The 18,245-nt window shown below is 64.5% G+C and carries 14 protein-coding genes; 10 read left to right on the plus strand and 4 right to left on the minus strand.

Features of this window, described 5'->3' with window-relative positions:
* Positions 1 to 70: 70 nt before the first annotated feature.
* From ACPPVV_RS05285 to ACPPVV_RS05300, 4 genes are all read right to left on the minus strand, one after another.
* Positions 71 to 2,815 carry a lamin tail domain-containing protein gene (locus ACPPVV_RS05285; protein ID WP_426702422.1) on the minus strand — a complete coding sequence of 915 codons (2,745 nt, stop codon included), beginning with the start codon at positions 2,813 to 2,815 and terminating at the stop codon, positions 71 to 73.
* Between the two features lie 160 nt (positions 2,816 to 2,975).
* Positions 2,976 to 3,617, minus strand: coding sequence for a uracil phosphoribosyltransferase (gene upp, locus ACPPVV_RS05290; RefSeq protein ID WP_426702423.1), 642 nt, complete (start codon positions 3,615 to 3,617; stop codon positions 2,976 to 2,978).
* A gap of 117 nt (positions 3,618 to 3,734) precedes the next feature.
* A complete protein-coding gene (locus tag ACPPVV_RS05295) occupies positions 3,735 to 4,091 on the minus strand; it encodes a PsiF family protein (protein ID WP_426702424.1) in 357 nt (118 codons plus the stop codon).
* A 152-nt stretch (positions 4,092 to 4,243) separates the two neighbouring features.
* A complete protein-coding gene (locus ACPPVV_RS05300) occupies positions 4,244 to 5,740 on the minus strand; it encodes an aminotransferase class III-fold pyridoxal phosphate-dependent enzyme (RefSeq protein WP_426702425.1) in 1,497 nt (498 codons plus the stop codon).
* A 288-nt stretch (positions 5,741 to 6,028) separates the two neighbouring features.
* On the opposite strand from ACPPVV_RS05300, the gene ACPPVV_RS05305 reads away from it, so the two are divergent.
* The 10 genes from ACPPVV_RS05305 (at position 6,029) to secD (ending at position 18,245) form a co-directional block, all read left to right on the plus strand.
* Positions 6,029 to 6,958, plus strand: a complete 930-nt coding sequence (locus ACPPVV_RS05305; protein ID WP_426702426.1) for an ABC transporter ATP-binding protein — start codon at positions 6,029 to 6,031, stop codon at positions 6,956 to 6,958.
* A gap of 12 nt (positions 6,959 to 6,970) precedes the next feature.
* On the plus strand, positions 6,971 to 7,750 hold the full coding sequence (locus ACPPVV_RS05310) for an ABC transporter permease (RefSeq protein ID WP_426702427.1): 780 nt from the start codon (positions 6,971 to 6,973) through the stop codon (positions 7,748 to 7,750).
* Between the two features lie 44 nt (positions 7,751 to 7,794).
* Positions 7,795 to 9,051 carry a sensor histidine kinase gene (locus tag ACPPVV_RS05315; protein WP_426702428.1) on the plus strand — a complete coding sequence of 419 codons (1,257 nt, stop codon included), beginning with the start codon at positions 7,795 to 7,797 and terminating at the stop codon, positions 9,049 to 9,051.
* Positions 9,048 to 9,653, plus strand: a complete 606-nt coding sequence (locus ACPPVV_RS05320; protein ID WP_426702429.1) for a response regulator transcription factor — start codon at positions 9,048 to 9,050, stop codon at positions 9,651 to 9,653. Before ACPPVV_RS05315 ends, ACPPVV_RS05320 begins: the two co-directional genes overlap by 4 nt.
* 36 nt (positions 9,654 to 9,689) lie before the next feature.
* Positions 9,690 to 10,907, plus strand: coding sequence for a DUF3142 domain-containing protein (locus ACPPVV_RS05325; RefSeq protein ID WP_426702430.1), 1,218 nt, complete (start codon positions 9,690 to 9,692; stop codon positions 10,905 to 10,907).
* On the plus strand, positions 10,894 to 13,329 hold the full coding sequence (locus tag ACPPVV_RS05330) for a hypothetical protein (RefSeq protein WP_426702431.1): 2,436 nt from the start codon (positions 10,894 to 10,896) through the stop codon (positions 13,327 to 13,329). The genes ACPPVV_RS05325 and ACPPVV_RS05330 overlap by 14 nt, the downstream gene beginning before the upstream one ends.
* Before the next feature lie 70 nt (positions 13,330 to 13,399).
* Positions 13,400 to 14,431 carry a tRNA preQ1(34) S-adenosylmethionine ribosyltransferase-isomerase QueA gene (gene queA / locus ACPPVV_RS05335; protein ID WP_426702432.1) on the plus strand — a complete coding sequence of 344 codons (1,032 nt, stop codon included), beginning with the start codon at positions 13,400 to 13,402 and terminating at the stop codon, positions 14,429 to 14,431.
* 157 nt (positions 14,432 to 14,588) lie between these two features.
* Positions 14,589 to 15,731: a tRNA guanosine(34) transglycosylase Tgt gene (gene tgt, locus ACPPVV_RS05340; protein WP_426702433.1), complete on the plus strand. Its 1,143-nt coding sequence runs from the start codon at positions 14,589 to 14,591 to the stop codon at positions 15,729 to 15,731.
* A gap of 194 nt (positions 15,732 to 15,925) precedes the next feature.
* Positions 15,926 to 16,258: a preprotein translocase subunit YajC gene (gene yajC / locus ACPPVV_RS05345; RefSeq protein WP_426702434.1), complete on the plus strand. Its 333-nt coding sequence runs from the start codon at positions 15,926 to 15,928 to the stop codon at positions 16,256 to 16,258.
* Positions 16,259 to 16,361: 103 nt separating this feature from the next.
* Positions 16,362 to 18,245, plus strand: coding sequence for a protein translocase subunit SecD (gene secD, locus ACPPVV_RS05350; RefSeq protein WP_426702435.1), 1,884 nt, complete (start codon positions 16,362 to 16,364; stop codon positions 18,243 to 18,245).

Consider the following 18,245-nt stretch of genomic DNA (forward strand, 5'->3'; position numbering starts at 1 on the left):
GCCGCGCCAGGCATGGGCGCGGCCTTCATTTTTTCCGTCCGGCACTGGGTGCCGGACAGAATCCGGTCGCTCAATGCCGCGGTGATGGCATCCACGGATCGAACAGATCCACCACGAAGCCGTCGTGGTCGGATACACCGATGGCACGGGTCCAGTCCGTAGCGTTGGCTGCGTCGGCCTCGGTCTGTGCCGGCGCGTCGAGATCGGCACGGCCATACTGCATGCGCATGAAGAGCATGCGAGCGGGGATGTTCAGCAGCGCGTGGTCCAGCACCTGGACGGTTGGCACCGTGCGTCCCGGGTTGCCACTGCCGGCTTGGGTGTAGCCCTGGATCTCGCCGAAGTTCTCCGTGTAGAGGTAGGAGTAGCGGTCGTTCCGTGGCACGGAGTTCACCGCGTCCCACAGCTCCGGGCGCACGATGTTTCCGCCAAGCTTGAGCAGGTTCTGACGGTCGTCGTAGCGGCCTGCGATCAGGTTCACCACATCGGCCCAGCCATCGCTGAACTGATACGAGTTGAAATCGCCCACGACCATCAGCGGCGTTCGCGGCTCGGCCTTCTGCAACGCTTGCACCTGGGTGGCGAGCGACTTCGCCTGCAAGAAGCGCTTCTCGCGGTCGCGAACGGCGTCGGCGGTGTCGTCGTCCACGTTCTGGCGTGCCTTCATGTGCACAGAGATGACCTTGAAGCGTACCTTTCCGGCCTGCGCGGTGAGCAGCAGCGGCGGATGGTCGTGGATGTATGCAGTCTGGCCATCGTCGTTCCAGGTTTCGTCGGCGGCAAGCTGCTGCACCGAGAACGCCTGCACACGATCGCGGCGGACCAGGAAGCCCACATTGATGCCGCTGGGGTCGTGGCCTGGCAGCAGATAGGCGTCATAGGCCACGCCATAGTCGGCCTCGAGCTGTTGGGCCAACCCCTGCAGGACCGGCAGTGTTTCCACTTCCTCCGCGGACAGCACGTCAGGCAGGCGCAGCACGCTGCCTACATAGCTGGACAGTCGTTTCGTCTTCAGCGCGACCTGGTCGGGCGTTGCCTCTTTGCTTTCGCCGCTGCAGGTAAACACGGTGTCGAACACGCTGTCGCAGAAGCGCTCCATGTTGAACGCGCCGATGCGCAAGGTCATCGGCAATTCGGGTGAGACCGGACGCGGAATCGGCGCAGCATAGGTCTCTTTGAATTGTGTCGGGATGAAGGTGTAGGCACCGAAGTCATAGGAGATCACGCCCTCCGCGCGGAAGGTGCTGCCGGCGTTGAATGGCGTATCGAGGGGCACAGCGCCGAAGTCGGCGGTATTCATCTTGAACACTTCCGGGTTGCCGCTCCAGTTCGGCAGGTCCACGCCATCGGGTACCGGCACGCCGAATTCCACGCCAGGCTGGCGCAGCGAGCGGCTGCCGTTGGCGGTGATGCTGACCTCGGCAAAGGGCTCGTCACTGAAGCGTTTGTTGCCGGTGTTGATCATGCCGCGCTGGATCTGCACACGCATGCTCATGAAGCACTGGAAGTTGGTGACGCCGCAGGACAGGTGGTTCGGATCGGACGAGGGCGTGCGCTGATCGAACACGACGGCGCGTGGCAGGCGCGCATGACGATTGATCACGGTGATCGCCGGGCTTTTCAGCTCGGTGAGGCCGAAGTAGTTGTCCACCACGGCAGTCACGTCCACCGCATCGCCCGCGCTCACCGTCGGCACGCTGCCGGTGAAGACATAGACGCCGTTGGAGGTGAGCGTGTTGCGGTCGTCGCGTGAGTCAGGGGTCTGCATGGTGAAACCCTGGGGACCCACGGCGGTGACCACGTTGTCGTGGGTGAGCACGGGCCTGCCGAGCAGCGGCGAACTTTGGCCGGTACCGTTGATCTGCCAGATCTCGGCAGCGATCGGGATGGTGTTGATGATGGTGCCGACGGCGCTGGCATCGCCCAGTGCCACGCCGCCGCTGGGATCGCTCAGCGTGACGTTGAAGGTCTTGTTGTCGCCAGGTGTGGTGCGTCCATGCACGACGACGTTGAACGAGGCCTGGGTCTGTCCGGCGGCGATGGTGAGCGTGGCATTGATCGCTGCATAGTCGGTGCCGGCGATGGCGGTGCCATCCTGGGTGGCCACATGCACAGTGACGCCGCCATCCGGAACGGCCTGGTTCAGCGTGACGGTGAACGGCATGGCTACGTCGCCTGCGCCGTGCACGCTGACGCTGTTGTCGGCGATGGACAGCGAAGGTCCCATCGCCACGCATGGACTGGCGTGGTCGTGTGGCGTGGTGGGGCTCACCTTGACGAAGTCGGCGCTGTTGTCGTCGGTATCCTGCGGCAGCCCTGCGCCGGTTTGCTGACGTTGATAGCCCTGATCGGCGTTGCCGGTGCCTAACGAAGCCAGCGACGTAGCTTCCTTGTAGGCCGAGCCGCTGCTCAGGCCCACCTGGTCCACGATGTTGCCGCTCGCATCGAGCACGGCCAGGCCGCCGGTATCGGTGACGCCCGTGGCGTAGCTCAAGTCGCCTGCCACGCTGCCGGAATAGCCGCCGCTGGCGCTGTTGGCCAGCAATAGGTAGCAACCCGGCGCCAACGCCGTGCCGGATGGGAAGGTGAGCCGCGTGCCGGTGGTGCCGCTGTCGTTGGAGGCGTTCAGCTTGTAGCCGGAGAGATCCAGTGTGGCGGGGCTGGCGTTGAACAGTTCGACGAACTCGTCGTTGCCGCCGGCCGGTCCGCGGACACGCAATTGATTGATCGTGAGATCCGCCGCTTGCGCCGCGAAGGTCGATGCGATGCCTGCCAACAGCCACCACAGGCTGTGCCGCGTGAGCTTTCCGAGCATGGCTTTCCCCAACGTTCAATGACCGAAGTGGGTCAAACCTAGCGAGGAATCACGACAGTTTTGCGAAACGCGCGCAAATTTCCGCAAGATTGTGCAGTGCGTAGGTGAAAATTGTGATGCCCTTTGCGTTTACGAGCCCCCTTGCTGGTTTACTCAGCTTTTACTCGGGCGGCAGTTGCTTGGTACCGAAGATCTTGTCGCCGGCGTCGCCGAGGCCGGGCAGGATGTAGCCCTGTTCGTTGAGCCGCTCGTCGATCGACGCGGTGTAGATCTCGATGTCGGGATGGGCGGCCTCGATTCGCTTGAGCCCTTCGGGCGCGGCGACCAGGAACAGCCCCTTGATTCGTTTGCAGCCGGCCGCCTTCAGCATGTCGGCGGCGGCGATCAGGGTGCCGGCGGTGGCCAGCATCGGATCGACGATCAGCGCGATGCGTTCGTCCATGCGGCCGCTGAGCTTTTCGTAGTACGCGACCGGTAGCAGCGTGTCTTCGTCGCGCTGCACGCCAACCACGCTGACCTTGGCCGAGGGAATCATGTCGAGCACACCGGGCAGCATGCCCAGGCCGGCCCGCAGGATCGGCACGATGGTGATCTTCTTGCCCTTGATCCGGTGCACGTGCAGCGGGCCGGCCCAGCCGTGGATCTGCTCCTCGACGGTCTCCAGGTCCTTGGTGGCTTCGTAGGTGAGCAGCGCGGCGACCTCGGAGGCCAGTTCGCGGAATTCCTTGGTGCTGATGCCCGCACGGCGCATCAGGCCGAGCTTGTGCTGGATCAGGGGATGGCGAACTTCGATGATCTTCATGGATGACCGGCTTCGGCTACGGCGCATGAGGCGCGACAGTCAACGAGCTTAGCGAAGCGGCCCTGCGCACGCACGCGTGGGCATGCGTGCATGCACAGGGCGATGTTGCCCGCGGTGTTATGGCGTTGCGGCGGTGCTGCCCTTGAGACAGCTGCTCATGAAGGTTTTGCGGTCGGCGCCCTTGAGCGCCTTGGTCTTGGCGTCGGCGTTGCAGGTTTTCATTTTTTCCTGCTGGGTCGCCTTGGCCGATGGTGCAGCTGCCATGCTGCCGCCCTTCAGGCAGGAGCTCATGAAGGCCTTGCGTTCGTCGCCTTTCTTGCCGGTAGCCTGCTTGTTGCAGTCGGCCATGCGCTGTTGCTGAGCGGTGCGTGCCTTGGCTGGTGCGGCGGTGCTGGCCTGCGGCGTCGCCGCGAAGGTAACGCCGGCGAAGGCAAAGGCGGCGCTGATGGCAAGCAGGCGTAGTGACATCGACATCGTTGAGTCCTCCCTAAGTGACCGGCAGTTGCCGGCCGCGCCAGTCTATGCCTGCTGCAACCGGCGCGGGAGTGGGCAAAACCTGACATGTACGAAGTGTTCAGCTGTGGCGGCGAGTGCTTCTTCCGCCACAGCTGAAAGCCACCGGCAGGTCAGGCGGCTTCGGCTTTGGCCTTGCGTGGACCTTCCAGCAGCGCCTTGCGCACATGCGCCACGATCAGGTCGATCTCGCCACTGGTGACCTTGAAGTGCGGGGTGAAACGCAGCGAGTTGGTGCCGCCATGGATCACGCCGATGCCATGCTCGCGCATGTATTCCTCGGTCGATTCGGCGCCGTAGCACTTGTACTCCGGGGCCAGCTCGCAGGAAAACAGCAGGCCGGTGCCTTGCACCTTGGTGATCAGGCCGCCCAGTTCGTTCTTCAGCGCGTTGAGCTTGTCGACGAATTCCTTGCCGCGCTCGCGGATGTTGTTGCGCACCTCGTCAGTCAACTCGCCCAAGGTGACCAGCGCTACGTCCAGTGCGCGCGGATTGGCGGTCATGGTGTTGCCGTAGATGCCCTTGCGGTACAGACCGGCAATGCGTTCGCTGACAGCCAGCACCGACAACGGATACTGGCCCCCGTTGAGTGCCTTCGAGAAGGTTTCCATGTCCGGCGGCGGCAGCTGCTCGAAGCCGGGATAGTCGACAAACGACAGCACGCCGTGCGCTCGCAGGCCTGCCTGGATCGAGTCGAGCAGCAGCAGGGTGCCGTGTGCTTCGGTCAATGCGCGTGCCGCCTTGTAGAACTCCGGCGTGACGGCGCGGCCCGGGTCGCCTTCGCCCATTACCGGCTCCAGGAACATTGCCTCGATGAACCAGCCGTGCTTGTCGGCATCGGCGAACACCGCTTCCAGCTGCGCCACGTCGTATGGCGCCACGGTGAGCAAAGTGTCTTCGTGGCGATAGCTGGCCAGGTTCTGCTGGTAGGCCTTGCGGCTGGAGTCGGAGTACAGCGCCGGCTTGTCGGTGCGGCCGTGGAAGGCGCCCTTCACCGCGAGGCGCTTGATGGTGCGACCGGCATAACGAGCGCCCGGGTCGGTCATCAGCTTGGCGTTGACGTCGGCGATGCGGCAGGCCAGCGTCACCGACTCGGAGCCGGAGTTCAGGCACAGGTAACGTGTATACGGGCTGCCGCCGCGATGGCGGCCCAATTCCTTGTCCAGTGCCTTGCTGAAACGCAGCTGCGCCACGCTGGGCGACATCACGTTCGCCATCACCTGCGGGCGGGCCAGCGCTTCCAGGATGGCCGGATCGTTGTGACCGAAGCCGAGCATGCCGTAGCCGCCGTTGTCGTGCACCACGGCACCCTTCAGGGTGACGACCCACGGGCCACGGGCAGCGGCCGGCAGATACGGGTTGATCGCGTCGTCCGGATAGAAGTTGACGAAACCGGCCTGTGCCTGGGCGAGCTGTTCGGCTTCGTCCAGCTTGAGGAAGTCACCGAGGTCGGCACGCAATTCATGATGACGTGCCACCGCTTCGGCGATGGCCTGCACCAGCAGCGGATCGTTGGCGGCCATGCGCTCGATGCTGGCATCGTCCAGACCGGTAGTCCGCGGCTTGCCACCGAAATCGCGCAGTTCGCGCAGCTGGTTGATCACACCCATGATGAATCCTCCGTAGCTCCGCCGGTGGCGTGCAATGCCTGGCTGGCGGACATTAGTGAATACGTGGCGGGAAACGCAGCGAGCGGGCGTTTCCTCAATGCTTTCAGTAATTTCACGCCACCGATCCAATGCTCACGGGGCGGTTTTCTTCATCACAGGATACCTTGCGCGTCCTCCGGCCGTAACCCCGTGCCGGGCGGGTGACGGCTGTCACCTCCGACGACTGACGCCGGCGACTGCCTGGCCGGCAGGCCTTGGCGCAGCATGAGCGGCACTGGAGAATTACCTATGCCGCATCTCGATGAATCGATTGCCCGCCTCGGCGGGGCCGTCAAACGCTATGGCCGACTTACCGCGCTGGACGGTGCCGACCTGCAGTTGCAGCGCGGCGAACTGCTGGCGCTGCTCGGCCCCAACGGGGCCGGCAAAACCACCGCGATCGCCCTGTTGCTGGGGTTGATCCGCGCCGATGCCGGCACGGTCGAACTGTTTGGGCAGGATCCGCAGCGGATCGAGGCGCGCCGGCGCATCGGCGTGATGCTGCAGAACGCTGAGTTGCCGCCGACCCTGCGAGTGGGCGAATTGCTGCGGCTGACCGCCAGCTATTACCCGCGACCGCGCTCGCTGATGGAAACCGCCGAGCTCGCCGGCGTGGTCGACCTGCTCAAACGGCCTTACGCGAAACTTTCCGGCGGCCAGCAACGTCGCGTGCAATTCGCGTTGGCCCTGTGCGGCCGGCCCGAGCTGCTGTTCCTGGACGAACCCACCGTGGGCATGGACATCGAAGCGCGCCAGAAATTGTGGGCCGCGATACGCCAGCTGCTCGCCGAGGGTTGCTCGGTGCTGCTGACCACGCACTATCTGGAAGAGGCCGAGGCACTGGCCGATCGGGTCTGCGTGATGACCCACGGCCGCATCATTCACGAAGGTACGGTCGACCAGCTGCGCGCGCGGGTGGCGCTGAAACGCATCCGCTGCCTCAGCACCTTGCCGATCGACACCGTGCGCGGCTGGCGCGAAGTCAGCGAAGCGCGTCACGAAGGCGAGCGCCTGCATGTCACCACCGCCGACGCCGAGATCGTGGTGCGTCGCTTGCTCGATTCCGACGCAAACCTGCGCGAGCTGGAGGTGCAGCGCGCCGGCCTGGCCGAGGCATTCACCGAACTCACCCGCGATGCCGACGACGCTTCGGCCAGCGACCAGCGCGAGGCTGCATAAATGGAAACTTCCATGTCCATTACATCATTCAGCACAACTGTCCCCATGCCGCGCCGCCGCGTGCTTGGCGCCTACCTGGAAGAAGCGCGCAGCGAATGCCTTCGTTACATGCGCGCGCCGGCCTTCATGTTGCCGATCATGTTGTTCCCCGCCATGTTCTATCTGCTGTTTGGCGTCCTGATGGCCAAGTCCGAGGGAGCCGATGCGGGACGCTACCTGCTGGCCAGCTACGGCGTGTTTGGGGTGATGAGTCCCGGACTGTTCGGTTTCGGCGTGTCGCTGGCGCTGGAGCGCGATGGCGGCCTGCTGACGTTCAAGCGCGCGCTGCCGATGCCGCCGGGCGCCTACCTGCTGGGCAAGATGATGATGGCCATGGCCGCGGCCGGTGTGGTCATCGTGCTGTTGCTGGCCATGGCTGTGTTGCTGGGCCATGTGGCGCTGGGTCCGGGTCAGGCCGGTGCGTTGTTGCTCACCGGCATGCTCGGCGTGCTGCCGTTCTGTGCGCTTGGCATGTTCGTCGGCACCCTGTTCAAGGGCCAGGGTGCACCCGGCATGCTGCAATTGATCTACCTGCCGATGTCGTTCATGTCCGGGTTGTGGTTCCCGTTGCCGATGCTGCCGAAATTCCTGCAGCAGATCGCGCCAGTCTGGCCGAGTTATCACCTCGACATGATCGCCATGAACGCGGTCGGCGTGCAGCATGTCGCGTTGCTGCCGCACGTGGCGGTGTTGCTTGGTTTCGCCGTGGTGTTCCTGGGGCTGGCCACACGCCGCCTGCGCAGGTTTGGTTGAAGTAGGATGCAAAACCAGTGACGGATTTTCGGAAGAGGGCGCTGATGTTCAGTTTGATCCAGGCATGGCTGACTCCGGCGTCCGACTCCAGGGCGGCGGCCATCCGGCGGCAGGGGAAATCGCCATGGAAAGAGTCGATCCATCTGTTGTGGTCGGCGTGGGTGTTCATCACGCCGGTGTTCGACCGCAACTATGGCTGGCACTGGCTGGTCTGGACGCTGGTGACTTATCCGGTGTTCGTGCTGTTGTTCGCGAAGGTGATGCTGGCCTCGCGTCGTACGGCACCACGCTACGCGCTGCTGCTGGCGCTGTTCGGCATTGCGCTGGTGCCGGTCTATCCCAGCGCCGTCAGCTATTTCGTCTACGGGTGCGTGTCGTGCAGTTTGTCCAGCCGGCGCTTCCTGCCGTTTCTGATGCGCCTGGTGTGCCTCAATTTACTCTTCCTGCTGGTAGCGTGGCAGGCGCACTACGCATGGCAGGCGCTGGTGGCACTACCGTGCATGACCTTGATCATCGGTGCGGTGACACATGTCGAGCGCAGCGAGCACGAGAAAGACGCTGCCCTGAAACTATCGCATGAAGAGGTGCGCAGGCTCGCGGCAACGGCCGAGCGCGAGCGCATCGGCCGGGATCTGCACGATCTGCTCGGCCACACGCTGTCGCTGATCACGCTGAAGCTGGAACTGTCGCGCAAGCTGTTCGACCGCGACCCGGAGAAGGCCCGCCGCGAAATCGAGGAAGCGGAGAAAGTGGCCCGTCACGCGTTGGCGGAAGTGCGCAGTGCCGTTACCGGCATTCGCGCCACCGATCTGGCGGCCGAGCTTGCCGCGGCACGGCTGTTGCTGGAATCGTCGGCGACGCATCTGGATTATGGTCCGGTGCCGCGATTGCCGGCAGAAATCGAACGCGCGTTGTCGCTGGTATTGCGCGAGGCCGTCACCAATATCGCCCGGCACGCCGGCGCGAGTTGCGCGCGGATCGTGTTCGAATGCGCCTCGTCCGGACTGGAGTTGCGCATCTCCGACGATGGTCGTGGTGGTGTCGGCGAGGATGGCAACGGCCTGTGCGGCATGCGCGAGCGTGTGCGTGCCTTGCACGGAAATCTTCTGGTGGACTCGCCCCGGGGACATGGCACGACCTTGCTGATCCGGGTGCCGTTGCCGGCCGGCGTACTGGAAGGCGGGAAGACTCCCGAGGTCGGGTTGGATCGTGGTTCGCCGATCGACATCGGGCAGGGCGATCCATCGAACGGCTCCGTCGCGGATGTGGAGCGCGATGGTCTCGCGCGGGGGCACGCATGATCCGCGTGCTTCTGGCCGAAGATCAGGCGATGGTGCGCGGTGCGCTGTCGGCCTTGCTCGGCCTGGAGCCGGACATCGAGGTGCTCGGTTCGGCCGCCGATGGCGAAGCTGCCTGGCGCGAGCTGCAGCGCTTGAAACCCGATGTGCTGGTAACCGACATCGAGATGCCCGGCCTGACCGGGCTGGAGCTGGCCCAGCGCATCCAGCGCCATGACGAGCTGGCGATCAAGGTGGTTATCGTGACGACATTCGCACGGCCAGGATTCCTGCGTCGCGCGCTGGATGCCGGCGTGTCGGGCTACCTGCTCAAGGACGCACCGGCGGAAAACCTCGCCGAAGCCTTGCGCATGGTGCACCGTGGCGGTCGCGCGATCGATCCGCAACTGGCACTGGAAGCCTGGTCGGAGGCCGACCCGTTGAACGATCGTGAGCGCCAGATATTGCGACTGGCAGGCGAAGGCCAGTCGGCCACCGATATCGCCGCGCAGTTGAACCTCTCCCATGGCACCGTGCGCAATTATCTTTCCGAAGCGATCGGCAAGCTCGGTGCCGCCAATCGCATCGAGGCGTATCGGCTGGCGCGGCAAAAGGGCTGGTTGTAGGAAACTGGATACACGGGTGCCGCTAGAATCCTGGTGATGGCCAGACGCAACACGGGGAAACGCATGCGGCATGGGGTGCTGTCGCTATGCTTGTTGATGGGTCTGGTCGGTTGCCAGCGCCCATCGGCACCGCTGGATCACGATGCCTATGTCTGGCAGCGTGTGTGGACACCGGCTGTGAATCAGGCCATGCGCGAAAGCGCCGGCGTCATCCACGAATGGCGTGTGCTGGCTGCGCAGACCGACACGCAAGGCCACCTGCAACGCTTTTCCCCCGATCGTCCTGCCTTGCTCGCCAGTGGCCGTCCGGTGGTGCTGGTGGTGCGCATCGACGGCCAGCTCGCCCATTGGGACGAAGCGGCCTTGCTTCGCGATACGCTGACGCTCTGGCATGACTGGCAGGCAAGCGGCATGCCGCTGGCTGGCCTGGAAATCGATCACGATTGCGCCAGCGCGCGCCTGCCTGCGTATGCCGATTTCCTTGCGCAACTGCGCGCGGCATTGCCGCCGAAAACTATGTTGTCGATCACCGCGTTGCCAACCTGGATGCAATCCGCCAGCCTGCGGCAGGTACTGGCGAAAGTCGATCAATCGGTGCTGCAGGTCCATGCGGTGCGCGACCCGCGCGCGGGATTGTTCGACGCCGCGCTGGCACTGCACTGGGTGGAGGATTATGCCGGACGCAGTGACAAGCCCTTTCGCGTGGCGCTTCCCGATTACGGCTCGCGGGTGAGCTGGGATGCACAAGGGCGGTTGGCCGATGTCGAGAGCGAGGCGGTGACGCTGGACTTCAGCGCGGACGCGCACGAACTGCTGGCACAGCCGCAGGTCATCGCCGATTTCATCCGGACGCTGCAGCGCGATCCACCACCGCATCTGCAGGGCATTGCCTGGTTTCGCCTGCCCACCACGCAGGACCTGCGCGCGTGGAGCCTGCCGACCTGGCTGGCGGTGATCCGTGGCGAGTCCCTGCACACCACGTTGCAGGCGGATGTCCGCCACAGCGGCGTCGCCGGCACGTTCGACGTGCTGTTGCGCAACAACGGCACGATCGACGCGATGTTGCCGCTTCGCGTTACTCTTCCACCGGGATGCACGATGGCCGACGGCGTCAACGGCTATCGATTGCAGCGGGGCGATCATGCCGTTTCACTCCAGCGCCTGCAGCCGGGGTTGTTGCGTGCGCATCATCAACGGACGATCGGCTGGCTGCGCTGCCCGATCGCCAAAGGAGCACTCCATGTCGAGTCGTGAGCTGAAACGTGAGCGCTGGGGGTTGGGTCTGCTCATCGCGATGGCCGTGATCAGCGTGTCATGGGCCTGCGGCCCCGATTTCCCGAACCAGTTGCTGATCGATCGGGCGCATACGTTGAAGGCGACCCCGGTCAACAGCTTTGCCTACGAAGCGGCACATCTGCGTACGCCCGCCGATGAATTGAAGGCAAAGGAATCCGATCCGGGCGCCGACACCCATGCCAAGCCATCACTGGACACCGGTTTGCCGGCCAGCCAGCTCGCCATCCTGAGGCAGATCGCCACGGCAGCGGGCGGCGATGAAGCCTACGCGCTCGGCAAGGATCTGCCCGAGGCGATCCGGTTGTATGCCGCCGCTGCGGTCGACTATCGCCAGGCCTGCGCTGGCCAGGACGAACGTGCTTCGGCACCTGATCATCAGCCATGCGCCGAGCAGGCGCAGCAGCCTATGAGCCGGGCGGAAAAACGCTTTGCCGCGGTGCTCGCACTGCCCGCCGAACAACGCAAGCCACGGGCTGTGGCAGCGGCGTACATGCTTGGCGAAATAGGCCTGCGACAGTTTGCCGGTTGCGTGAACTGCAAGCCGGGGGATCCGGTCAGCACGGTGCGTGGCGCATTTGCCGAAGCACGTGCGCTGGCGCTGCAGGGTGCGCCCGATCCGCAGGGACTGGCGGTGGCCAGCTATGGCGAAGAAGCACGAGTGTTCCTGCGCGGCGACAGCACGGTGAGTGACGGCAGTGCCGACGGCAACTTCTGTCGCTGGCAAGGTTTCATCGCCGGCAGCGCCTGCCCGGCGACCATCGCGGCGCCCAACTATGCGCAGGCGATGGGGCTGTATGCGGAGCAGGCCGCACGCGATTCGGACAGTGGCGTGCAATCGCTGCGTCACCTGGCCGGCTATGCGTTCGGCCATCCCGAACTGCTGTCGGGCCTGATCGCCGATCCGCTGGCGCAACGCGTGCTGGTGGCGTATGCGCTGGCATATTCGAACGACAACAGCGATGCCCCCGCGGCCGACACGGCAGATGATGCCAGCGTGATCGGGCACGACCGGCTCGGTGCGCTGGTCGACGCGATCGGCCGGCACGGGCTGGACCACGTCGAGGGTGCGGATCGCCTTGCCGCATTGGCCTACCGCAGCGGTCGCTACGATCTGGCCACGACCCTGAGCACACGCCAGTCGAGCCCCCTGTCCAGCTGGGTGCAGGCCAAACTGGCGTTGCACGAGGGTGATCTCGCCGCGGCGGCCAAGGCATACGCGAACGCCGTTCGCGCATTTCCCGCACAAGGCGACGCGGCAGGTCTCGATCGCGACAGCGTCGACCTGCTGCCAGGCGAACAGGGCACGTTGAGCCTGGCGCGGGGCGAGTACACGCAGGCCATGGAGCAACTCTGGCCACATGCCGACGTTTGGTGGGGCGATGTCGCCTATGTCGCGGAACGCGTGCTGACGATGGACGAGTTGAAGCACTTCGTGGACACCCGCGTGCCACCCGGTACCGCAAAGCCGTCGCCGCCCGATGACGACACCCACGGTTATGCCTATACGGATGGCCAGGTCGGCCGCTCGGCCGCGCTACGGGAATTGCTTGCCCGCCGGCTCATGCGGGCAGGGCGCTATCAGGACGCATTCGGCTACTTCCGCGAACCGCAGCCCGAGGCGGCGCCGAAGCCCGCGTTGTCGAGTGTCACGGAGGAGGGCGACGAAGAACCCCAACGCAACCGGGTCTGGGCTCGGCAATATGCCAAGGCGATGGAGCGCGGCCACAGCGCCTGGACCGACATCGGCAAGGCCGAGGCGATCTATCAGGCTGCCGCCATCGCGCGCCGCCATGGCCTGGAGATCCTGGGTTACGAGAACGCACCGGACGACTATGTCGTGGGCGGCAATTACCAGGGACCGTTCGGCCCGGACAAGGCCGAGGTGGGTCCCTACCTCGGCCAGGGCGAGCACGAGCGCTTCGTAGCCAGCACGCCCAAGCCGCCACGACGTTTCCACTATCGCTACGTCGCGGCAGACGAAGCCAGCCACGCTGCCGATCTGCTGCCGCCGCGCTCGCAGGCCTTTGCCGCGGTGTTGTGCAAGGCCAGCGGCTGGATGCAGCAGGGGCCGCCGGACTACACCGACAATTTCCAGGATTACGGTGAACCCAAACCCGCGGGAGTGCCGGAGCGGCAACGCCGTGCCGACGCCTTGTACCGACGCTACGTGGCCAAGGGCGCGTATGTGGCCTGGGCCGGAGACTTCGGCCAGCAGTGCCAGGAGCCCGATTTCGATCGCGCCCGGGTATTGCTGCGTGATCAGCGCATCGCGCGCGCTCGGCATCTGGTGAGGCGTTACCTGCCGTATGAGTTGGCAGCCCTTGCCTTGCTTGTGCTGCTTGGTGCCGGCGCGTGGTTGCGACGCCGGAATCGGGCATGAAGGTGCCGGTGCGCGTCCACTGCGGGATAATGTGCGTTTCCCGCAGCCAGCGGTATGCGCCGAGCCCATCTTGAAGAAGTCCGATTTCGATTTTGAACTGCCGCCCGAATTGATCGCGCAGGTTCCGCTGCCCGAGCGTTCGGCCAGCCGCATGTTGCTGCTCGACGCGGCGGCGCAATCGCGGCAGGACCGCATGTTCCGCGAACTGCCCGAATTTCTGCGGCCAGGCGACCTGCTGGTGTTCAACGACACCCGCGTACTGCCGGCACGGCTGTATGGACGCAAGGACACCGGCGGCGCGGTGGAGATTCTGATCGAACGCGTCACCGGCGCGCACGAAGCCACGGTGCAACTCGGCGTCAGCAAGAAACCGAAGGAGGGCGGCCGGATCGAATTGGCGGACGGCAGCTATGCGGTGGTGCTGGGCCGCGACGAGGGCTTCTTCCGGCTGCGTTTCGAGGCACCGGAGCCGCTGGAGAAACTGTTGCTGAAGCTGGGTGAGATGCCGCTGCCGCCGTATATCGAGCGGCCCGCGGATGCCAGCGACCTGGAGCGATACCAGACGGTGTTTTCGCGCGAACCCGGTGCCGTGGCCGCGCCGACCGCCGGCCTGCACTTTGACGAAGCGATTCTCGCTGCGCTGCGCGATCGCGGTGTCGAGTTCGGCTACGTCACCTTGCACGTCGGTGCCGGAACCTTCCAGCCGGTGCGTGCGGATGACCTGAAAGATCACCACATGCACCGCGAGTGGCTAAACGTCGGCGCCCATCTGGTCGGTCAGATCCATCGCACGCGGGCGGCCGGCGGTCGCGTCATCGCCGTCGGCACGACGGTGGTGCGTGCGCTGGAAAGCGCCAGCAAGGACGGCGAACTGCATCCATTCGCCGGCGAAACTCAGATCTTCATCTTCCCCGGCTATCGCATCAGCAGCATCGATGGCCTGCTCACCAACTTCCACCTGCCACAGTCGACCCTGCTGATGCTGGTGTCGGCGCTGGCCGGGCGCGAATTCATGCTCGAGGCCTACCGCCACGCGGTGGAACAGCGCTACCGGTTCTTTTCCTACGGCGACGCCATGCTGATCCTGCCGCACGGCGCGTGACCGAGCGCTTTCTGTGCGAGGGTGCCCTGTGGGAGGGGCTTCAGCCCCGACGGCTCTGCTACAGCGTCGGGGCTGAAGCCCCTCCCACAAGGCACCCAGCTCTTTCCCGCGTCGGGCCTTCGCCCGGAACGCTCCCCGGATACGCGATAATCCACGGATGACTTCCCTTCAATTCGATATCCACGCGACCGATGGCGCCGCCCGCCGCGGTCGCCTCACGTTTGACCGTGGCACGGTGGAAACGCCGGCGTTCATGCCGGTGGGCACCTATGGCTCGGTCAAGGCGATGACGCCGCGCGATGTCACCGACATCGGTGCCGAGATCATCTTGGGCAACACTTTCCATCTGTACTTGCGGCCTGGCCTGGAGATCGTGGAAAAGTTCGGCGGGCTGCACAAGTTCATCGGCTGGGACAAGCCGATCCTTACCGATTCGGGCGGCTTCCAGGTGTTCTCGCTGGCGCACAAGCGCAAGATCACCGAGGAGGGCGTGACGTTTGCCTCGCCGGTCGATGGCTCGAAGGTATTCCTGTCGCCGGAAGTGTCGATGCAGATCCAGACCACGCTGGATTCGGACATCGCGATGATCTTCGACGAATGCACGCCGTATCCGGCCACCGAGAAGGTGGCGTCGGATTCGATGGAGCTTTCACTGCGCTGGGCGGCGCGTTCGCGGCGCGCCTTCAATGAACTGCAGCGGGTCGCTTCAAAGCCGCCGAACGCGCTGTTCGGCATCGTGCAGGGCAGCGTGTACGAGAACCTGCGCCAGCGTTCGGCGGCAGGGCTGGTCGACATCGGCTTCGACGGTTATGCGGTGGGTGGCCTGGCGGTGGGCGAGCCGGAGGCCGAGCGCAACCATGCGCTGGATTTCACCGTGCCGCTGCTGCCGGTCGACAAACCGCGTTACCTGATGGGCGTGGGCCGGCCGGAGGATATCGTCGAGGCGGTGCGCCGCGGCATCGACATGTTCGATTGCGTGATGCCGACCCGCAATGCGCGCAACGGTTTCCTGTTCACCGCCGAGGGCACCCTGCGCATCCGCAACGCGAAATACGCGATGGACACGCGGGTGATCGAAGAGGGCTGTGACTGCTATGCGTGCAGCCAGGGGTTCAGCCGCGCCTACCTGCGTCATCTCGACCGCTGCAACGAGATCCTCGGCAGCCAGCTCGCCACCATCCACAACTTGCGCTACTACCAGCGCCTGATGGCCGGTTTGCGCGAGGCGATCGCCGGTCATGCGCTGGAGGCGTTCGTGGCACAGTTCTACGCGAGCCGACAGGCCGTGACGGCCGGTTAGGTGGGGTGCTGGCGTGCACCACCCTTGGTGTCCAGCCTTGCAATGGGCGGTGAGCGCCCTCAGTAGGGATTGGACGCGGCCTTGGGGCGCCGCGCGCTGCCGTGCACGGTTTGGGGGTGCATGGCATAATCCAAGATCTTTTATCAGGCGTTCAGCGAAATCCTTGCTGTCGCTATAACTTGCGAGACAGACCGATGAGTTTTCCGATCTCCCCCGTGATCGCCCAGGCCGCTGCCGCGCAGCCCGCCGGCGGTGGCATGTCCATGATCATCATGATGGTGGTGCTGTTCGGCCTGATGTATTTCATGATGATCCGCCCGCAGATGAAGCGCCAGAAGGAGCACCGCGCGCTGCTCGCCGGGCTGGCCAAGGGCGACGAAGTCGTCACCAATGGCGGTATCGCCGGTCGCGTCGATGAGCTGGGTGAAACCTTCATCACGGTCGAGATCGCGGCCAACGTCAAGGTCAAGGTACAGAAGGGGTCGGTCCAGCAGGTATTGCCCAAGGGTTCGCTGAAGTCCGTTTGAGGACGTCGAGGTGCTGGCCGCGAATCGCGGCGGCGCCTCTTACGCGACTGGTCTCGATTGTTGCTACCGCCGCGGCTTGCCGCGGCTTTGATGGATGCAAGGCATGAGTGATTTTCCCCGCTGGAAATACGCGCTGGTCGCGCTGGTGATGTTGTTCGGCGTGATCTATGCGTTGCCAAACGCGTTCCCGCCGGTACCGGCGGTGCAGATCACCGCCAATCGTGATGCACCACCCATTGACGCCTCCTTGCAGCAGAAGGTGTCCGAGGCGCTGACCAGCCAGAAGATTGCCTTCACCAAGGTAGAGGTCGAGGGTGACCATCTGCTGGCGACCTTTGCCGACTCCGATGTACAGAAGAGCGGTTCGGATGCCATCAAAGCGGTGCTTGGCGCTGGGTACACGGCGGCCTTCAAACTGCAGTCCAACGTGCCCGCGTGGTTGGGGGCCATTGGTGCACGCTCGATGCCGCTGGGCCTGGATCTGCAGGGCGGCGTGCACTTCCTGATGCAGGTCGATCAGAAGGACGCCATCGAGAAGCAGGAAAACAGCTATGCGGATGACATCCGCAGCCTGCTGCGCGACAAGAAGATTCGTTACGAGTCGGTCACCCGCAGCAGCGTGGAAGGCAAGGGCATATCGGTGATTCTGCGTTCCTCGGATGATCGTTCGAGCGCGTCCGACATGATTGCCAACGAATACACCGATCTCAATGTCGCCGACGGTGCCAGCACCGGTGATCGCTTCGTGCTAAACGTGGTGATCAAGCCTCAGAAACTGCGCGATCTTTCGCGCAGCGCGATCACCCAGAACCTGGGTACCTTGCGCAACCGCATCAACGTGCTGGGCGTGTCCGAACCGCTGATCCAGCAGCAGGGCGACAGCCGCATCGTGGTCGAGCTGGCCGGTGTGCAGGATCCGACCGAGGCGAAGAAACTGATCGGCGCGGTGGCCACCCTGCAATACCGTCCGGGTATCGGGCAGCCGGGTGACCCGCGCGCGCAGGAAGCGGCCCGCACCGGCAACATTCCGCCTGACGCCAACCTGTTCCGCATGCACGGCACCAATGAGCCTGTGCTGGTGAGCAAGCAGATCATCGTCACCGGCAACCAGCTGACCGACGCCTCCTCGGGCATCGATCAGCAAAGTGGCACGCCCAAGGTCGACGTGACCCTGAACGCTGCCGGCGCGCGCAAGATGAGCGACTTCACCAACGCCAACGTCGGCAAGCCGATGGCGGTTGTATATGTCGAGCGCGTCTACGAAACCAAGATGGTCGACGGCAAGGAGACGCGCGTATCCAAGGTCACCGAGTCGGTGATCAACGACGCCAACATCGGCAGCCCGTTCAGCAACAAATTCCAGACCAGCGGTCTGGGCTCCCCGAAGGAAGCATCCGATCTTGCCTTGCTGCTCAAGGGCGGTGCGCTGGCTGCACCGATGGATATCGTGGCCGAAGGCGTGATCGGCGCCAGCCTGGGCAAGGACAACATCGACAAGGGTTTCATGGCGGTGATGCTGGGTCTGGCGCTGGTGCTGCTAGCTGCTGCCATCTATTACAAGCTGTTTGGTCTGGTGGCCGACATCGCGCTGTTCTTCAACCTGGTGATCCTGGTTGCCGTGATGTCGCTGATCGGCGTGACCCTGACCATGCCCGGCGTGGCCGGTATCGTGCTGACGCTGGGCATGGCGATCGACGCGAACGTCCTGATCTGCGAACGCATCCGCGAGGAATTGCGTAACGGCTCCTCGCCGCATGCTTCGATTCGCGCCGGTTATGAAAAGGCCTGGGCGACCATTCTCGACGCCAACGTCACCCACCTCATCGCGGCGCTGGCACTGACCACGATGGGTACCGGCGGCATCAAGGGTTTCGGTGTGACGCTGATGATCGGCATCCTGACTTCGCTGTTCACCTCGGTGACCCTGACTCACGCGTTCACCGCGATGATCCACGGCCACCGCAAGCTCAAGACCCTTTCGGTGTAA

It is taken from the genome of Rhodanobacter sp. Col0626, assembly GCF_049994385.1.
GTDB lineage: Bacteria > Pseudomonadota > Gammaproteobacteria > Xanthomonadales > Rhodanobacteraceae > Rhodanobacter.